The sequence below is a fragment of the Flavobacterium geliluteum genome (assembly GCF_017948595.1).
Classification (GTDB): domain Bacteria; phylum Bacteroidota; class Bacteroidia; order Flavobacteriales; family Flavobacteriaceae; genus Flavobacterium; species Flavobacterium flavipigmentatum.
In genome coordinates this window covers 66,722-84,016 of record NZ_JAGFBV010000021.1, presented here as the reverse complement: position 1 = coordinate 84,016, position 17,295 = coordinate 66,722, and the positions used below count along the sequence as shown (strand labels likewise).

General features: G+C 35.3%; 15 protein-coding genes. 8 read left to right on the top strand and 7 right to left on the bottom strand.

Annotation, left to right across the window (positions count from 1 at the left end; translation table 11 throughout):
- Positions 1-1,366: 1,366 nt before the first annotated feature.
- From J3495_RS13365 to J3495_RS13355, 3 genes are all read left to right on the top strand, one after another.
- Positions 1,367-1,513: a hypothetical protein gene (locus J3495_RS13365; RefSeq protein ID WP_210667047.1), complete on the top strand. Its 147-nt coding sequence runs from the start codon at positions 1,367-1,369 to the stop codon at positions 1,511-1,513.
- A gap of 5 nt (positions 1,514-1,518) precedes the next feature.
- Positions 1,519-1,887, top strand: a complete 369-nt coding sequence (locus tag J3495_RS13360) for a hypothetical protein (RefSeq protein ID WP_210667046.1) — start codon at positions 1,519-1,521, stop codon at positions 1,885-1,887.
- A 153-nt stretch (positions 1,888-2,040) separates the two neighbouring features.
- A complete protein-coding gene (locus J3495_RS13355; RefSeq protein ID WP_210667045.1) occupies positions 2,041-2,436 on the top strand; it encodes a hypothetical protein in 396 nt (131 codons plus the stop codon).
- 69 nt (positions 2,437-2,505) lie between these two features.
- Here J3495_RS13355 and J3495_RS13350 read toward each other — a convergent pair whose 3' ends face one another.
- Complete coding sequence (locus tag J3495_RS13350; protein ID WP_210667044.1) at positions 2,506-2,874, bottom strand: SpoIIAA family protein; 369 nt, start codon at positions 2,872-2,874, stop codon at positions 2,506-2,508.
- Positions 2,875-3,458: 584 nt separating this feature from the next.
- Here J3495_RS13350 and J3495_RS13345 point away from each other — a divergent pair.
- From J3495_RS13345 to J3495_RS13330, 4 genes are all read left to right on the top strand, one after another.
- The gene (locus J3495_RS13345) at positions 3,459-3,893 is read left to right on the top strand and encodes a DUF1810 domain-containing protein (RefSeq protein ID WP_210667043.1); all 435 of its coding nucleotides are present in this window, start codon (positions 3,459-3,461) and stop codon (positions 3,891-3,893) included.
- Between the two features lie 99 nt (positions 3,894-3,992).
- Positions 3,993-4,829 (top strand): sulfite exporter TauE/SafE family protein, encoded by an 837-nt coding sequence (locus tag J3495_RS13340; RefSeq protein ID WP_210667042.1) that lies wholly within the window; start codon positions 3,993-3,995, stop codon positions 4,827-4,829.
- Complete coding sequence (locus J3495_RS13335; protein WP_236025465.1) at positions 4,816-5,223, top strand: DUF1634 domain-containing protein; 408 nt, start codon at positions 4,816-4,818, stop codon at positions 5,221-5,223. Before J3495_RS13340 ends, J3495_RS13335 begins: the two co-directional genes overlap by 14 nt.
- Positions 5,224-5,251: 28 nt before the next feature.
- Entirely contained in the window at positions 5,252-6,274 is a 1,023-nt protein-coding gene (locus tag J3495_RS13330) for an Atu2307/SP_0267 family LLM class monooxygenase (RefSeq protein WP_210667041.1), read from the top strand.
- A 303-nt stretch (positions 6,275-6,577) separates the two neighbouring features.
- Here the strand turns inward: J3495_RS13330 and J3495_RS19330 are convergent, their stop codons facing one another.
- The 5 genes from J3495_RS19330 to J3495_RS13310 form a co-directional block, all read right to left on the bottom strand.
- The gene (locus J3495_RS19330; RefSeq protein WP_262898267.1) at positions 6,578-6,700 is read right to left on the bottom strand and encodes a hypothetical protein; all 123 of its coding nucleotides are present in this window, start codon (positions 6,698-6,700) and stop codon (positions 6,578-6,580) included.
- 164 nt (positions 6,701-6,864) lie between these two features.
- Positions 6,865-8,634, bottom strand: a complete 1,770-nt coding sequence (locus J3495_RS13325) for a RagB/SusD family nutrient uptake outer membrane protein (RefSeq protein ID WP_210667040.1) — start codon at positions 8,632-8,634, stop codon at positions 6,865-6,867.
- Positions 8,635-8,637: 3 nt separating this feature from the next.
- The gene (locus J3495_RS13320) at positions 8,638-11,919 is read right to left on the bottom strand and encodes a SusC/RagA family TonB-linked outer membrane protein (RefSeq protein WP_210667039.1); all 3,282 of its coding nucleotides are present in this window, start codon (positions 11,917-11,919) and stop codon (positions 8,638-8,640) included.
- 71 nt (positions 11,920-11,990) lie between these two features.
- The gene (locus J3495_RS13315; RefSeq protein WP_210667038.1) at positions 11,991-12,914 is read right to left on the bottom strand and encodes a FecR family protein; all 924 of its coding nucleotides are present in this window, start codon (positions 12,912-12,914) and stop codon (positions 11,991-11,993) included.
- A 78-nt stretch (positions 12,915-12,992) separates the two neighbouring features.
- Positions 12,993-13,523: an RNA polymerase sigma-70 factor gene (locus J3495_RS13310; RefSeq protein ID WP_210667037.1), complete on the bottom strand. Its 531-nt coding sequence runs from the start codon at positions 13,521-13,523 to the stop codon at positions 12,993-12,995.
- 261 nt (positions 13,524-13,784) lie between these two features.
- Here J3495_RS13310 and J3495_RS13305 point away from each other — a divergent pair, with 261 nt between their 5' ends.
- Positions 13,785-14,849: a phosphatidylinositol-specific phospholipase C1-like protein gene (locus tag J3495_RS13305; protein WP_210667036.1), complete on the top strand. Its 1,065-nt coding sequence runs from the start codon at positions 13,785-13,787 to the stop codon at positions 14,847-14,849.
- Between the two features lie 433 nt (positions 14,850-15,282).
- Here the strand turns inward: J3495_RS13305 and J3495_RS13300 are convergent, their stop codons facing one another.
- Positions 15,283-17,244 carry a metallophosphoesterase family protein gene (locus J3495_RS13300; RefSeq protein WP_210667035.1) on the bottom strand — a complete coding sequence of 654 codons (1,962 nt, stop codon included), beginning with the start codon at positions 17,242-17,244 and terminating at the stop codon, positions 15,283-15,285.
- Positions 17,245-17,295 lie beyond the last annotated feature (51 nt).

Below are 17,295 nucleotides of genomic sequence, written 5' to 3'. Positions count from 1 at the left end.
TTAAACAAAAAATTGATATAATTTTGTCTTTACAAAGCATTGGTGAGGTTTATTGGTTCGCAAAACAAATTTACTAAACCTCTGCTTTGTTTTTTATACTATAGAAACTAGCAACTTGAATTAATTACCTAAATTAATTTGGTCGCAATATAGATGCAAAAGTCACAAAAAAAGGTAACGATTTGTACTTTTAATGGGGGGCAAACGTTTTTTACTGCCGTTTAAGCCTTAAAATCTAATACAATAAATATATTCGAAAGTAAAAAATTAAATACTTTTTTGCCAAATTTATTTTTGGAATCTTCTCTCAAATTTAACAAAACAAAAACTTTCCGCATCAGTAGAATTACGAGCATAAGTGCTAACCGAACCGTAAATTAAAGCTCGCTCCAGAATATAGATCAGTAATTATTTTTTGCATCATGGACTGATCTAACAGTGGCTATCATCTGCTAAAAACACTCTAAAGCAACTTTAGCCTGATACAAAAAAACAGTGGTTTTAGCACCATTAATGGAGCCAATATTGCATTTCTTGTTACTACAACCGGCATTTTATTTGGTACAATATTTTCTTCTTCTAACAGTCTGTTTCGATTTACGAAAGATGGAGACAATAGAATAACTTACAGAGGAAACAAAACCAGGTATTTTCAGGTAGCGGCTTCTGTTTCATATCAGGGTAATGCCGATTTTACCGTAATCCTTTACATAGCCAGAAATGGCATCGTCCTTACCGAAACAAAAGTATATGGCAAAGGTACCACTGGTCTTTTTACAACATCAGGTATTTTAGCACTGCCAATTATATCAACCGTTCAGCTGAAAAAAAATGACTATATCGAAATCTGGGGAGAACGCTTTGATGGAAGCGGAAATATGCAAACGGTATCTCTTAATTTAACCGCAAGATAACCAGAGTGAAAATAATTCCTGATTTTCTTATCAAAATAGCTTAAAAACCGTGCTAATATCAAATGAATAGCATAGATTTTAGAATCTAAACATTGCCTATCTGTTGTTTTATTTTTGATCTGTCTTAAATTTGTATAAATTCTATACAAACCCTTCAAAGTCATTTGATTTTGGAGGGTTTTTACGTTCAACCTCTTTTGCTTCTTGTAGATACATCTCAATTTGGAGTTTTTTAGTTTTTGATGCTCCGCATTAGCATTCAAATATTTGATAATCAATAATTATTTTGATAAAAAACATTCAACTTCTGATGAAAAAAATTATACTTTATCTGAAAAAAATTACATTATAACTAGCTGTTAATTATACAATTACGTTTATTTATTCTGTAAGAAAGAAAAAAGCATTTAGAAGTAGATTTGTAAGATACAAACAATTAAAATTTAAATATCATGAACACTAAAGATTCAAAAAACAGCAGCACATCTGGTGCAAAATCAGCAAACAAAAAAACGGAAGCAAAAAAAGAGGAAACTACCAAAAGTACTCCAAAATCTTCTGAAAAAGATATGAAGAAAACGGCAACGAGTAAAAAGTAATTGTTATGGAAAACCAAAACAGTCAGAATGATTTTCGCAGCAAGCGGGATTCTTCTAATCAAGACTTGGATACTCTTATTGATAATGAAAAATCATATGCTGATAAAGCAAATAACTATCAGAAAGAGGATCTTATTAATGAGACAAATGATTATAGTCGAAATGAAAACATTCCGAACGAAAAGCGTATCATTAATGAAGATGATTTGATTACCAATGATGCTAATCGGGACGACTTAGACGAGGAAATCCAAACCAATTTGGAAGAAGAGGAAGACGAAATCGTCAGAAAAGAAAATGATCTGGATAACACAAACGAAAGAGATTTTGATTCTGAGAAGAATTTTCCAAAAGACAATTCAGGGCAATTTTAGTTGCCTATCGAGAAAGAAAACCGTTAAGTTATTATACTTAACGGTTTTCTTTTTTAATTATCTTTACTTAATTTTTTAGTTTAAATTAATAAATATAAATGTTTTAAAAACAAATACTTAGTATTTATTTTTAAAATTTTAATCATCATAATCATGAGTTTATCCACACAAATAGTTTGGCTTTTTGTTTTGGCAATTCCGATTGCCTGTATCGCCTGGACAGTTACGCATGAAGAAATTTTTAAGGAACCCCGAGAATGGTGTCAAAAAAATGCTAATCAAGGACGAACATTGTTAAGAAGAAAAGCCTTTTACCTCTTTACTTGCGAATATTGCTTTAGTCATTATGTAACATTGTTTTTTCTGGTTCTTTGCGAATACAAATTACTACTGAATGATTGGCGCGGCTATCTCATTGCTGGTTTTTCGCTGGTTTTTGTTGCCAATATCTATATGAGTCTTTTTGCATTGCTTAGACAAGCTATAAAAAAGGAAAAAGTTGAGATTGAGAAAATTGAAATCGAAACAAAAAAAGACACGAAAAAATAGCGCAATACATTGGCAATGCACTATTTTTAATTTACTGAAAATCAAGAACTAATATCGCACACAATATTCTTAATTTATATTTCCTTCTACCCAATTTAACGCTTTATTGAAAGTTTCTTTTTTAAATCCTTTAAATTCTCCCGGCATTATTACACTAAATCCATTAGTAAAAGCAATAATATCGTCTGAATCTGTTACAATTGCAGATCTGTTCCATTTTCCTAAGTGTTTAAGGCCAATCATAGCATCTTGAAGCCAAGCACCAGCAGTAAAATCTTTAAGGTCTGTATCTAGAACCAATAAAAAATTAATTTGATTTGTTCGCTTTACCAATTCTTCGATAGCAGGAACTACAACGGTCTTAAAATCATCTTTGGTAACTTCTGCCAGCGCTCTAAAAGCAACCATATTGTCTACAGTGTCAATTTTGTGTATCATAATATTGTGGAGTTTAAATGTTATTTTCGTTTCCATCAAAATTAGTTTGTACAATCTAAAATCACTTATACGATACTTTAAAAAAATTACAAAATAACGATCACATTTTTTTCTTCGTTTATCTAAAAATCTGAGTATATTTTATATTCTAAAGCTTAAGAAATGCTAAAAAAACACAACGAGAACTAATTTAAGATTCGAATAAAACTTCTGTATTATTAATTATTTTATTAAACTATAACTTTATATAAAAAATCATAAATAATTGGTAATCTGACTTAATGATTTAATAATTATTAATACATGACATTTCGTCATAGCTGTAAAAACTAGCAAATACTTATCTATTGAGACCAAAAAATTTAATTTTAAAAGTCAGCTCTAAAACGATTATTCAAATCGAAGTTACAATTATTGATAAGCAGATTTTTTTACATTTCTTCATGAAAAAACAGGGTAAAAAACAACTGAATAATAAGCTAAATTTTGCACAAAAAAAACTTTTTATAAGGACTTTGCTTTCTAAAACTCAATATATTTTCAGTAGATTTACCGCCAGAATGCCCCAATAAATATTTTACCTAATGGCTTACAATAAAAAAGATTTGCTTCGTTTTTTAGAGGCTCAAAACAAATTATACTTAACTGCATTATCTGAAATTAAAAAAGGAAAAAAAGAATCGCCGTGGATGTGGTTTATCTTTCCTCAAATAAAAGGACTTGGATCGAGCGATACTTCAAAGTTTTACGAAATAAAAAGTGCCGATGAAGCCATCGCTTATTTGGAACACCCTATTCTGGGAAAACATCTTATTGAAGTCGCTGCTGAACTTCTAAAAACAGAAGAAAAAACGGCATTAGAGATATTCGGAATGCCAGATGATGAAATCCTGAGATCTAGCATGACCTTGTTTGCCAGCGTACAGAACAATGAATCACTCTTTCAGGAAGTTTTAGAGAAATATTTTGACGGATCATCCGATTTTCATACCATTCAATTGCTATACGGAAATCTTTAATCAACTTTTCACAACTCAGATTTCACATTTTATTATAAGACCAAACTCTCCATAGACAAATATCTATTTGTAAATTAGCCTTAAATAAATTGTATTCGCATGACAGTACTTACATTTACACTGATTATGATTCTCGGTGCTTTTTTAGCAGGTTTTATTGGTTCATTATCAGGTCTTGGCGGCGGAATCATCATTATACCGCTCTTAACAGTCGTTTTGGGTGTTGATATTCATTATGCAATTGGTGCGGCTTTGGTCTCCGTAATCGCTACTTCTTCTGGTTCTGCAGCCGCTTACGTAAAAGAAGGAATTACCAACATTCGCCTCGGGATTTTTCTCGAAATTGCCACCACTATTGGAGCCGTAGGAGGCGCTTTGCTTTCTACCATTGCTCCTACTTCTTTTATAGCGGTTTTATTCGGACTCACTTTAATCTTCTCTGCTATTAATTCGCTTCGCAAGAAAGAAGAACATATTGTATTAGAATCAAGTTCATTGGCCAAGAAGCTGAAACTCCCCGGAACCTACCCCACGCACGATGGCCAAATAATGAGTTACGGAACCAAAAATGTGGTCGGCGGATTCGGAATGATGGGCGTTGCGGGTATGATGTCGGGATTATTAGGAATAGGTTCTGGAGCCTTTAAAGTGATTGCGATGGACAATATTATGCGAATTCCGTTTAAGGTTTCTACCACAACCAGTAATTTTATGATGGGCGTTACTGCTATGGCCAGCTCTGTGATTTACATTCAGAAAGGCTACATCGAACCCGGAATCTGCATGCCTGTTGTCATTGGTGTTTTGTTTGGAGCCATGGCTGGGGCCAAAGTATTGGTGCGAACAAACCCCAAGAAACTGCGCATCTTTTTTGCCTGCCTGATTCTGGTTTTGGCGGTAAACATGATTTATAGCGGAATAAATGGTAAAATATAAAACGATGCAGCAAGAAAAATTTGGAGAAAAAGATTTCCAGAATATTATAGGCAATTTATTGCGTTACGGCGTCTGGATTTCGCTCACGGTGGCTTTTATTGGCGGAGTTATTTATTTGATACATCACGGTCACGAAGTCGAAAATTACTCGGTGTTTCAGGAGAAGGATCGCAGTATCTTCGAAGTCATTTCGTCTGTTTACCAAGGTGCCATTCACGGAAGTGGAACCTCTATAATTTTTTTCGGAATCATTCTTCTTTTCCTAACGCCAATTTTTCGTATTTTACTCTCGCTTTTTTCGTTCCTTATCGAAAAAGACTACCTGTATACCGTGATCACACTCATCGTAATTTTGATCATATCAATAAGCGTTGCATTGGGTTTTTCACATTAAAAAAATAAATTTAACACCATTAAAGATCATGGAAATAGGAATAGACAGTTTTGCTTCGGCAATGTACGGTGACCACAATACACTGAGCAGCGTAGATGCAATGGAACAATTGCTGCAAAGAATTGAGTGGGCCGATCAAGCCGGACTGGATGTTTTTAGTATTGGCGAGCATCATAAAAAAGAGTTTTTAGATTCGGCAACCGCTGTAATACTAAGTGCTGCCGCAGCTAGAACAAACCGAATAAGGCTCGCAAGCGCCGTAGCTGTTTTAAGTGCCGCCGACCCTGTGCGAGTGTACCAAAGTTTTGCCACCTTAGACTTGATTTCGAAAGGAAGAGCCGAAATTGTCGTTGGTCGCGGGTCGTCTATAGAGGCTTATCCGTTATTTGGGTTTGATTTGAATGATTATGATGCGCTCTTTAAAGAGAAACTAGAATTGCTGCTGCAAATTCGCGACAATGAATATGTTACATGGTCAGGACAATTTCGTCCTGCATTGCACAATTTACCCGTTTATCCAAGGGCCGTGCAGGAAAAACTACCTATCTGGCTGGGTGTTGGAGGTACTCCCGAATCTTTTGTACGTGCAGGATCTTTGGGTTTACCGCTGATGGTAGCCGTAATTGGTGGCCAAACTCACCGATTTCGACCTTTAATCGATTTGTACCGAGAAGCAGGAAAAGCGGCTGGATATGCACCAAACGAACTTAAAGTAGGGCTACATTCACCTGGTTTTGTCGGAAGCGATAACGAAAATGCAATAGCAACCTATTACCCTGGCTACGCCGAACTCTGGACAAAATTAGGATTAGAGCGTGGTTGGCCACCTGTAACCAAAGTCAAGTTTGATATGCTTATCGATGACCAAGGCGTTTTGGTTGTGGGCGGACCGGAACGTGTTGCCGAGAAAATACTGCGCCACAGCGAATCGCTTGGCGGAATTGATCGATTTACATTCCAGATGGATAATGCCGGCCTCACACACGCTCAATTAATGAATGCAATTGAACTTATTGGTGCAAAGGTAATTCCGTTGATAAAAAAGGGATAATGCAACTGTTTTGTTATATTATACTTTCTTGTCTTTCACTGAAAAAATTATGTCAAACCTCTCTGTTTAGACGAGATAAAGTGTATTCAGGAGCAATTTCCAGCTATCATTCCAATCTTTTTAGGGCTAAGAAAAATAGCCCTAAAAAGGATTTTCCCTTCTATCTGGGCTAGGCAATCGTTTTCATAACAAAGTTTTTCTACAGTAAACATCTATCGTAATTCAATACGCATGCGAGACTTCTTAATCGTCCAAGAAAAAATTTCAAGCTATCATTCGGCCTGTCCGAATGAATGAGTTACATTACTTGCATTTAGTTTTCTCAAAAATAGTTTTTAATTGATCCATAACAGATCCCGATTTAAAATCTTCTTTTGCAATTGCATCAATAAGTTGTGGGCCATCTGCAAAAGTTTCTTTCGACATTTTTCTGATTAGTGAATCTGTACCTATCGCAAAACCGTTTGATGCTGTGGTAGCATATATTTAAACCATTTTACAAGTCTGTAATCGTCAATAGTGCTAAAACAAAAGCCTGTTTCCGGAAGAAACAGGCTTTGATAAAAAAAAAATAAACTAACACAAAAAAACTAATTATATCCTTGATTTTGTTTGAATTCCTTAGTGACATCAATCGTTGACTGAGGAATTGGAAACACCCTTCTGTAAGGTTGAGATGCTGGTTTTGCTGTTCCCGGCAAATCAAACTTCCCGAAACGAATCATTTGTGGTCTTCGGTACAATTCCCAATACAATTCAAAACCTATTTCGTTATACAATTTCGTTTCGTCTATAGAGCTAAGCGCTTTTCCAGGTGCATTTCCGTACAAAGACTCTCTTTTTCTGCTGGTACGCAATATATTTAAATCATTCATTGCCAAACCTGTAGCTCCTTTTCTAAAATAAGCCTCGGCTCTCATTGTGTAAATGCCGCCCAGACGAAATAACGGAATATCTACGTTACTGTTTCCGTTTCCTCCTTCCGGATCAAATTCATATTTAAAAATACGAGCACCCTGATTAATTTCGTTCTGAGCAAAAACCGACTGAGCCGGGTTTTTAAAAGTCAATGAAGGCGTAAAATCCATTCTTGTAGTTGTGCTTTTTTCCATATAAAGTGGAGAAACTTTAATGCGGTTACCCACCATTTCCAGTGATCCGGAAGGTAATAATATTGGACCATATTGAGGTCCCGCTACAATGCCTCTTGTAAAATGAAACCAAGGCAAGTTTGTGCTCTTCGGAATAATATCTGTAGCAGGAACGCTTGGCGTTGTTCCGTCATTGGTAAACCATGTACCATCTGCGTACTGATAAGCCTGGTTGAATCTCGGGTCATCATGATTGCCATCCCAAGTGGCATAAAATTCAGGAGTCGTACACGCTGCGTTTGTTCCTCTGTTTGCTGCAGATACGCGCTGATTACGCTCCATACATACATAAGCAAAACTGTTAGAACCGTTACGGATGTAATCAATTTTTTGAGAAATAGCAAAAATAAGTTCTTTGCCATTGTCGTTGTCTCTTGAGAAATTTTTGAAGTAGTCGCTTTCTAAACTAAATTTTCCAGAATCAATCAATAAAGAAGTATAATAAATAACACGATCCATATCGGTTCCTGTACCATTTACAGCTGCTTCATTAAAATTAAAATTAGATGTCGCGTTATAACGATCTTTTAGTACAGCACGATTCAGATACATCGTACTCAGAAAGCCGTAAGCTGCCTGTTTGGTAAACCTTCCGTGATGTGTTTGTTGTTCTCCTAGATTGGCTAAATCCGGTATCAGAGCTTCGACATCAGTGATTAATTTATCAATTTGAGTATCGGCTTTTAAAATTTGCAAAGGCGCACTTGGGTTCATCGGATCTCTGTAAGGTGCTTGTCCGTAAAGGTCTAAAGTTACGTACGTGTAATAAGCCAAAAGCGCTTTTGCTTCGGCTAGAAACAGTTTCTTTTCTGTGATCGAACTCTCCTCGATAGATTGAATAGCCGTTAACGAACGTGTAATTCCGTTGGTCAACAAATTCCAGTTGTCTACCACAATCGCATTATCAGACTTCCATGTAAACTCGTGCATATCTCTCCATTTTCCGCCATCTCCCCAGTCACTCCCTCGTGTTGGCAAAATAGCTTCATCTGAAGTATATTCCTGTAAAGAAAAAACTCCCGAATGATCTACAAAAGTCCTGTCTCCCAATCTGTCATAAGCCGCTGCCAATGCTCCGGCAGGGTTAGAGGCATTTTCTCCCAATACCTCATCTAATACAACTTCATCCAAATCAGTACAGTTGCTAAAGAGAAAAATAAAAGAGAATAATGTTATGATTTTTAAACTAAAAATTGTTTTTGTCTTCATGTTTTATAATTTTAAAGTTGCTCCGAAACTAAAAGTTCTAGAAGTTGGGTACGCCGCATAATCGATACCTATAGATTGATTTCCCCCGTTTGATTTCGGACTGTTAATTAAAGGGTCGTATCCGGAATAATTGGTGATCGTGATAAGATTATTACCTGTAATATAGAGTGTCAAACCATTTATCCAGCTCACGCTTTTTAAATCAAAATTGTATCCTATTCGGGCAGTATTTAATCTGATAAAATCAGACTTTTCTAAAAATAAGGTAGATAAAATTGGCGCGTTTGTTGCATTGGCTCCCGACTCATAATAACCTGTAGCCACATTTCGATCTGAAGCTAAATTATTGATATTTAAAGCATTCAACCCTGTATTATTCAATAAATAACCTCCTGTCTGACCAATAATCGAGAAAGAGAAACTAAAGTTTTTGTATCGCATATCACTGTTAAATCCATAGTAAAAAGTAGGTAAAGCGCCTTCGATAATAATCCTGTCGCTGTTATCAATTTTACCGTCTCCGTTTTGATCTTTAAAAACATTTGCTCCGTTGGCATCAAAACCGGTGTGTTCTAACAAATAAAAAGAACCCGCTGCATAACCGCTTTTGTAAATATTGGCATTAACTCCAGATTGTCCAGGTCCTGAAATTGTTCCTGTTAAGATTTCTGAAATCGGTAAATTTTCAATTTTATTGTTTAATGTCGCACCGTTAACGTCAACATTCCAAGTGAAATCTTTAGTATCAACAAGTTTTGAACCTAACATAAATTCAAAACCTTTATTGATAATTTCACCATCAATATTCGTCCAGATTGTAGTCGTTGGACTCAAAGCTTGCGAAGGAATATTTAAGATAGCATCGGTAGTGGTTTTATTGAAGTAATCTAAGGTTCCGTAAAGCTTGTCTTTCCATAAATTAAAATCAAGACCTACGTTGTATTGCGTTACAACCTCCCATTTTAAGTTCGGGTTTGGTGTTCTGTTTACCGAAACTCCATTGACCAAATTTAAGTCATTGTACAAATAATACCCATCTGCTCCCGAAAGAGAATAACTTGCCTGCGTAATTTTATTCTCTACTTCCTGGTTTCCGGTTTGTCCCCAACTCGTTCTTAACTTCAGGTTATCAACTGTTGCTGATTCTGCAAGAAAGTTTTCTTTGGCAATATTCCATCCTAAAGCAAATGACGGAAAGTAGCCGTATTTGTTGTTTTTTCCAAAACGAGTTGAACCGTCAGCCCTCATCGAAGCTGTTAAAAGGTATCTTTCGTTAAAGGTATAATTTAACCTTCCAAAATAAGACTGCAATTCGTTCTCCTGAGCGTAACCAGTAACTCCTGACTGCGTTCCTGCAAAACCGGGATTGATAGAAGGCTGTACGCCTACTCCCTGATTGGCAATTCCGTCGATGCTAAAAGCTGTTCCTGATCTTTCAAATTTTTGATACGAAAAACCACCCAATGCTTCAAATTTGTGTTTATCCAGTAAAAGATTGTACGTTAAATAATGCTCTACCAAAGAGTTTTTAGAATCAAGATTGTTTTGTACGTATTTCCCTTTTGGATTCAAATCGGTTAAGTTTGGGTAAATGGTCGTATTTCTCTCGGCCGTAGAACGGTCAATACCAATGTTAAGTTTGTATTCCAGTCCGTTAAAAATTTTAAGCGAAGTTTCTAAATTTCCTAAAACTCTCAATGTACGGGTTTGATCAGTATAAATGCTCAACAAATACGCCGGATTGTAGTGCGCATTCATATTAAAGTTGGTATAATTTCCGTTACTGTCAAAAACAGATCTGGTTGGGTTGGCCATCAAGGTATGAACGATTAATTGTCCGTTAGAACCTCCATCATCACTTGTAGGAACGCCGTCATCTTTTGTTTCGCTGGCAGTAAGATTCATTTTTACCTTCAAACGTTTGTCTTTCAAAAAAGATTCTGATGCATTAATTCTACCGGAAATACGTTTAAAATTACTGTTATGAATGATCCCTTCCTGATCCATTTGTGCAAGCGAAGCAAAGTAATTTCCTGACTCTGTTTGCTTAGAAAAAGACAACGAATTGTTTTTTGTAATGGCAGTTCTATAAATTACATCTTGCCAATCGGTATTGCCGCCGTGATCAAAAGCAGGGTCTTTAATGGCTTTTCTGTATTGATCTGCACTTAGCACATCCAGCTTATTGGCTACAGTGGCCACTCCCATATAGGTATCAAAAGTAAGCGTTCCCTCGCCTTTTGATCCTTTTTTAGTTGTAACAAGTACCACTCCGTTAGAACCTCTTGCTCCATAAATAGCCGCCGCAGAAGCATCTTTAAGAACCGTAATCGACTCGATATCGCTTGTATTTAAAAAGTTAAGAGGATTTTTGGCAGATGAAGCTCCAAAACCAACGTTTGTTCCAGTCGGACTTACACCTTCATTTGATAACGGAACACCATCTACCACAAATAAAGGTGTACTGCCGCTTCTGATAGACCCAACTCCTCTAATGGTTACATTTACGCCTGCGCCCGGTTCTCCACTCGTATTGACAACACGAACTCCTGCAACTTTTCCTTGTATCAGATTATCAACAGAGATATTAACCCCTTGTTTAAAATTGGCCGCTTCTAATTGTGTTACAGCTCCGGTAACATCTTTTTTAGACTGTTTACCATATCCAACCACCAAAACTTCGCTTAGTTCTGAGGTATTTGGCTCTAATTGAATCGTCATAAAAGAAGACTGAACCGTTACGATTTTTGTTTTATAACCCAAATAAGAGATTTCAATTGTTTTTCCATCGCCAACCGTAATCTCAAATTCACCATCAAAGTTAGTAACTGCCGAATTTTTAGTATTGCTTTCTAAAATAGTAACACCTGGAATTGGGACTTTATTTTCGTCAACAATTTTTCCTTTAACTGTAATTTTATCAATTGCTTTTTTGCTTATTACGCTGTTTTTTGCTTTTTGAATTAAAACCAGTTTTCCGTTAATATTATAATTGAAATTTGCTTTTTTAGAAAGTTCCTTCAAAATTACATCTACAGATTCGTTGGTGTAATCAAAAGTATAGACCGTATTGTCTGCTATTACAGCTTCTCCGTAACTAAATTTATAGTCCGTTTGTTTGCTCAATTTTGAAAAAATAGAGACTAGAGTCGCTTTTTCTATTCTATTTTTTAGATTAGATTTATTACTAAAATTAGTTTTACTATAACCGCCCTGAACGACCAGTAAAGCCAGCACTAAAAAGGCAATGCTCTTTAGATTTAAATAAATGGATTTAAAATACATGATTTAAGTTATTGTTTTTTTTCGATACTTATTTTACTTGCAGTGATTTTCAGCAACTGCTTTTTTTATATTTAATTCACTTTTACTATTTCGCCATAAACTTTGAATTTTAGGTTCGTGATATAATTAATTTGTTCTAAAACACTTTCCAGCGTTGCTTCTTTTTGAATAAATACCGTCAATGAGGTAGCCAAAACCGACTCGTTTTTGTATTCAAATTCAACTCCGTATTTGTATTGCAAAATATTGATGACCTCCTGTAATGTCGCCTGATTTAGAGTGATGTCGGTTGCATACCAATTGACCAAAAAGACCTTATTGATACTTTGTTTCGTTAATGATTTTCTTTCAAATAAAGCTTCTTCACTTGCCACTAAATCAACACTTTGGTGCTTTGTCGCCACATTTACTTTGCCCGTAACTACAATCACTTCGCATTTTGATTTTGATAACTGAATGTGAAATGAAGTTCCCAAAACCTTTGTCTGAAGTTCTCCTGAACTAATGATAAAAGGATGTTTTTTGTCTTTGGCTACTTCAAAAAAAGCATTTCCTTCTAATAAAGAAACTCGTCTCTGGTCTCCCGAAAATTTTTCAGGATATTGAAATGATGAGTTTGCTGCCAGATAAATTTTCGAACCATCACTTAATTGTATCGATTTGGGGACATCTGATGTTCTGAAGGTTAATTGCTTTTCGTTAGCAACATTCGGCTTAAAGTAGAACCCTAAACCAATTAAAAAAAGAATACTGGCAGCCACCATATATTTTAAATAAGGAGAAAAAGTACGCTGCTTCCCTATTTGTAGTTGAATATTTCTAAAAATATCCTGCGAAGCATCGTCGGCACTTCCCATCGAGGCATCGTCCCAATTTGCTTTTTGATATTCGCTTAAAGCGAAATTATTTAAAAGATTTTCTTCTGCCTCAGATGTTTTTTTTCGAGAACTTTTATCAATTAAATATTCTAAACTGTGTTGGATTCTTCTGATCATATTACTTATTATTACCAATAAGTACCCAAAATCAGAAATCGTACTACCTTAAAATATTATGAAACTATTAACTGAAAGTTATCTTAAAAACTTTGATGAAAGAAAAAGATATGGCAGTAACCAAGTGATTTCTTTCATGCCCGCACGCAATTGTTTTAAGGCTGCCGAAATTTGATTTTTGACGGTTTGTTTCGATATTCCGAGCTCATCCGCAATCTGTTCTATTGACATATCCTGAAACTTATACATAAGCAAAACTTCCTTACGCTTTTCAGGAAGTTTGTCCAATAAGGAATAAAGTAAATCGGTGAGTTCGGGATCAATAGTGGCAAAATTATCTATGATGTAATCTTCAAATTTATCTTCGAGAACAGTCTTATCAAAACGATTATTCTGGTAATGTTTAAAAACTTGATTTTTTACTGCCCTAAACAAATAAGGTTCTATAGCGCTAATGTTTAAGTCCTCTTTTCGTTCCCACAAATCAACAAAAACATCCTGAACAATATTCTGCGCCAAGTCTTTATCCTGAGTCATCGTATACGAAAATGCATTGAGCTTTTTCCAGTAAGTGGTATACGTTTGATTAAAAATTTCAGGATTTTTCATAACTAAAGGGGCTCATATAATGAGATGTAAAATAATAAAATGTTGTAGCGATATTTTTTTCCTGAAGGTTATCTTTTAATTAAATAATAAATTAATTTGCTGTAGTAATACCAGTATTGGATAGTAAAAATGATACTAAGTTTGCAATTTATTTTTCTTTAACTAACATAAAACTCAGAGGGCGGTTTTAACTTGGTTGTTTCAAAAAAGCAATATAATTTTGCCACATTCCTATCCCAATACCAATTATTTTCTACAGTTATGAAACAAATTCTGTTTGCATTTTTACTTGCTATTACGGCACATTTCTCCTGTATTGCGCAAAATGATAATTTAAAAATTAATCAATTGCAGGTCATTGGCTCGCACAATAGTTACCGACAGGCGATCGAAACCGATTTGTATAATATTATTCAGTCCAAAGACACTTCTCGCTCTTTAAAAGGTTTGCAATACACACATATCGGCATTACAGAACAGCTCAATAAAGGCTTGAGAAATCTAGAAATTGATGTTTTCGCCGATACCAAAGGTGGAAAATATGCGCATCCAAAAGGAATGGACATCGCCAAATCTGAAGAGGCTTATGACCCAAACGGACAAATGAATAAGCCCGGTTTTAAAGTGTTTCACATGCCAGATATCGATTTTAGGACTTCTTGTTATACTTTTGAAATTTGCCTTCAGGAATTAAAAAAATGGTCAGATGCAAATCCGGATCACGTACCCGTTTTTATTACGTTGGAACCAAAAGATGGTGACGCTAATTTTTTCGGAACTAAACCTGAAGATTTTACACCCGAAATATTTGATGCTTTAGATCAGGAACTTCGCAAAGGATTAGGTGAAAAATTAATCACACCTGATATGGTGAGAGGAAAGTATAAAACGCTTGAAGAAGCCGTTTTGCATCACAATTGGCCAACTTTGAAAAAAGCAAAAGGCAAATTTTTGTTTATTTTGGATAATAACGGAGCCAAAAGAGATTTGTATGCCTTACATCATCCTTCTCTAAAAGGACGCGCTGTTTTTATTAATGCCGAACCCGGAAAACCAGAAGCGGCGACACTTTTCAGAAACAATTCTGAAGATTCTGAAATTGCAGCTTTAGTAAAAAAAGGATACATCATACGCACCAGAGCCGATTCTGATACTAAAGAAGCCAGAGCCAATGATTACAAACATTTTGAAGCTACCAAAAAATCGGGAGCACAAATTATCACAACTGATTATTATTTGCCAAGTACGTTTTTTAACTCGCCTTATCAGATAAAATATGATGATGGAAGCTATGTGCGAGAAAATCCGGTAAATGGCGTTAAATAGTTTTAGGTTGAAATGAGGGAAAAATCTAACCGCAAAGAACACTAGATTTTTGAGATTTATATTTTATGGAAATGCAAAGTTCGCAAAGCTAATAATTGAAAAAGCGTTGCGAACTTTGTTTTTTTGTTAAGCTAACTAAGATAAAAAACTTTGCGGTCTTTGCGGTTAATTTTATATATAGCTGAAACCTAATTTTTCTCATAGTCTGTCATCCCGAGCAACGAGGGATCCCCGTTAGTAATTCGACAATCTAAGGAAATACTTTATGTTAGTTTCTTGCGAAGATCCCTCGTGCCTCGGGATGACAAACAGGTTTGATTTACGACATCTACGTGCCATTAAACACCAATTCTTATGAAGTGTGCAATCAAAAGCATTCCAAAAAACCTGAAACTTGAAAAACTTGAAACTTGAAATTTGAAACAAAAAAACACTATTCAACCAGACTCTTAACGACTCCAGAATTCATATCAACGCTGAAATGATCTGCTGGAACTTCTTTCATAAACTTATTAAAAATGAGCAGAAAAAGACGCATTTGGTTTTGCAGAGGCTTCTCTTTCGAAAGATTTTTTTCTTTATAATTTTCGAAAAATACTTGCGATAACAGCTTGTATTGTTTTACTCTTTTTTCTCCAACATCTGCCAAAGCCAGTTCATCTGCACTTCTAAAACGGTAGAAATCAACCAAAAAATCGTAACCTGTCCAATTTAGGTCTTCTTTCTTCAGATTATTTTCGGTTAAAGTTTTTTCTACTTCAAGTTGGGATTCCGTCCATTCATTTTTGTAAAAAGCTTTATTCTTTAGCAATTCATCATAATCTTTCTCCGATTTGATATTGGCCAAAAGCAACAAATCTTCGCCTGAAGTATTTAGAATAAAATCTTTAAAACCATTTGGCCAGTCATCTTTCAGGAAACGCAAACGAACCAATTCTTTTAGATGAAAATCGGTAAAATCATGATAATTTTTGGTTTTCAGAATATTGATATTCCAAATATCTTGGGTGTTCTGACTTTCTAAAAACCGATGTTCAATTTGGTATAAATCAAAAAGTTCGGCATATTTCGGCACATCATCAATAGTTATGGTTTGTATATCAACCAGATTCTCTTTTTTAATAGTCAATAATTTATAAGCCGGAATGTAAGCCGCCAACGACGGCGTTTGGATATTGACCAATGTATTGCCTTTTGCGGTGGTGCGAACTCCCGTATCATTGATGTGCATGTGACCACCAAAATGAATTTTAAGACCTGCATCAGCAAAAAGCTGCGCTACTTCTTCGGTAGGAACACGATTGAGCTGCCATTTATTGGGACCTAATAATTCTTTTATTGCCGCAGAAGCGTCATCATTAAAATCAATCATCGGAAAATGACTAAAAGCGATGAGTATTTTGCCTTGTTGTTTGGCTTGCGCCGAAATATCTTCGACCCATTTTATAAGATGTTTTTTATTGGATAAAACATTATTATAGCCAGTACTTGACTCCGAATAATTTTGAGAGTCTTTAGTATCGACGGTCGCATTTTTTTTCGGAATATAAACATTGCCATCAATCGCCATTAGCCAAATTCCCTCTATCGGCTCTACCACATAACTTACATCCGGAACTTCAAAACCTGCCGCAACATGGTACACTCGATTCTGTAGCAATGCGGCTTGAGAAGCTTTTTCAAAACTATAATTTTGAGAAGTGTACGTAGAAAAAGGCGTTGCCCAAAATTTATATTTTTTGTTTGGATGAAATCCGAAGTTTTTTAAGCCTTCCGTAATTCCTAAATAACCCATTTTAGCAATATCTGCGGTAACGACAACAGGCAGTTCTATCTTCAAATTTGACGTATACATGCCTTCTTTGCTGTAAATCGGCTGATTTTTACCTTCTTCCCCTAAGAAATCTTCCTTTCCTGATTCTTGAGCAAAAGGCCCAACTGGATCGTGATTGCCTGTGGTTATAAAAAATTCGATGTTGTATTTTTTTCGATATTGATTTAAAATTTCAGCTAAGCCACGCACATGAATCGGTTGCCCATCATCTGTGTAATCACCAGGAAGCGCTACATATTTGATCTTTCGCTTAGCGATATCTTCCAAAGCCGCAATAAAAGCAAAATAATTTTCATTAAAAATTCGTGTCGAATGCAATTGAGACGCCATTGATCTTAACAAAGTGTATTTGCCTGTTTTTGGATTTAAAATTCCACGGTAATTGTTATCTGAAAATTTTCCGTATAAATCCTGTAAATGCACATCTGATAAAAAAGCAATTTGAGTGCCTTCAAGCCTTTTTTGTTGCTGCGCAGTCACTTTACAATTCAAAAAAATAAAAAAAACAATCGATAGGCGCAAAAAATATATTTTGTGTTGAGAAGTAGTTCTAAAAATCATAGGTTAGGCTTTTTTCAAATGGAGAAATCATGAAATGTCTTTTATAATATT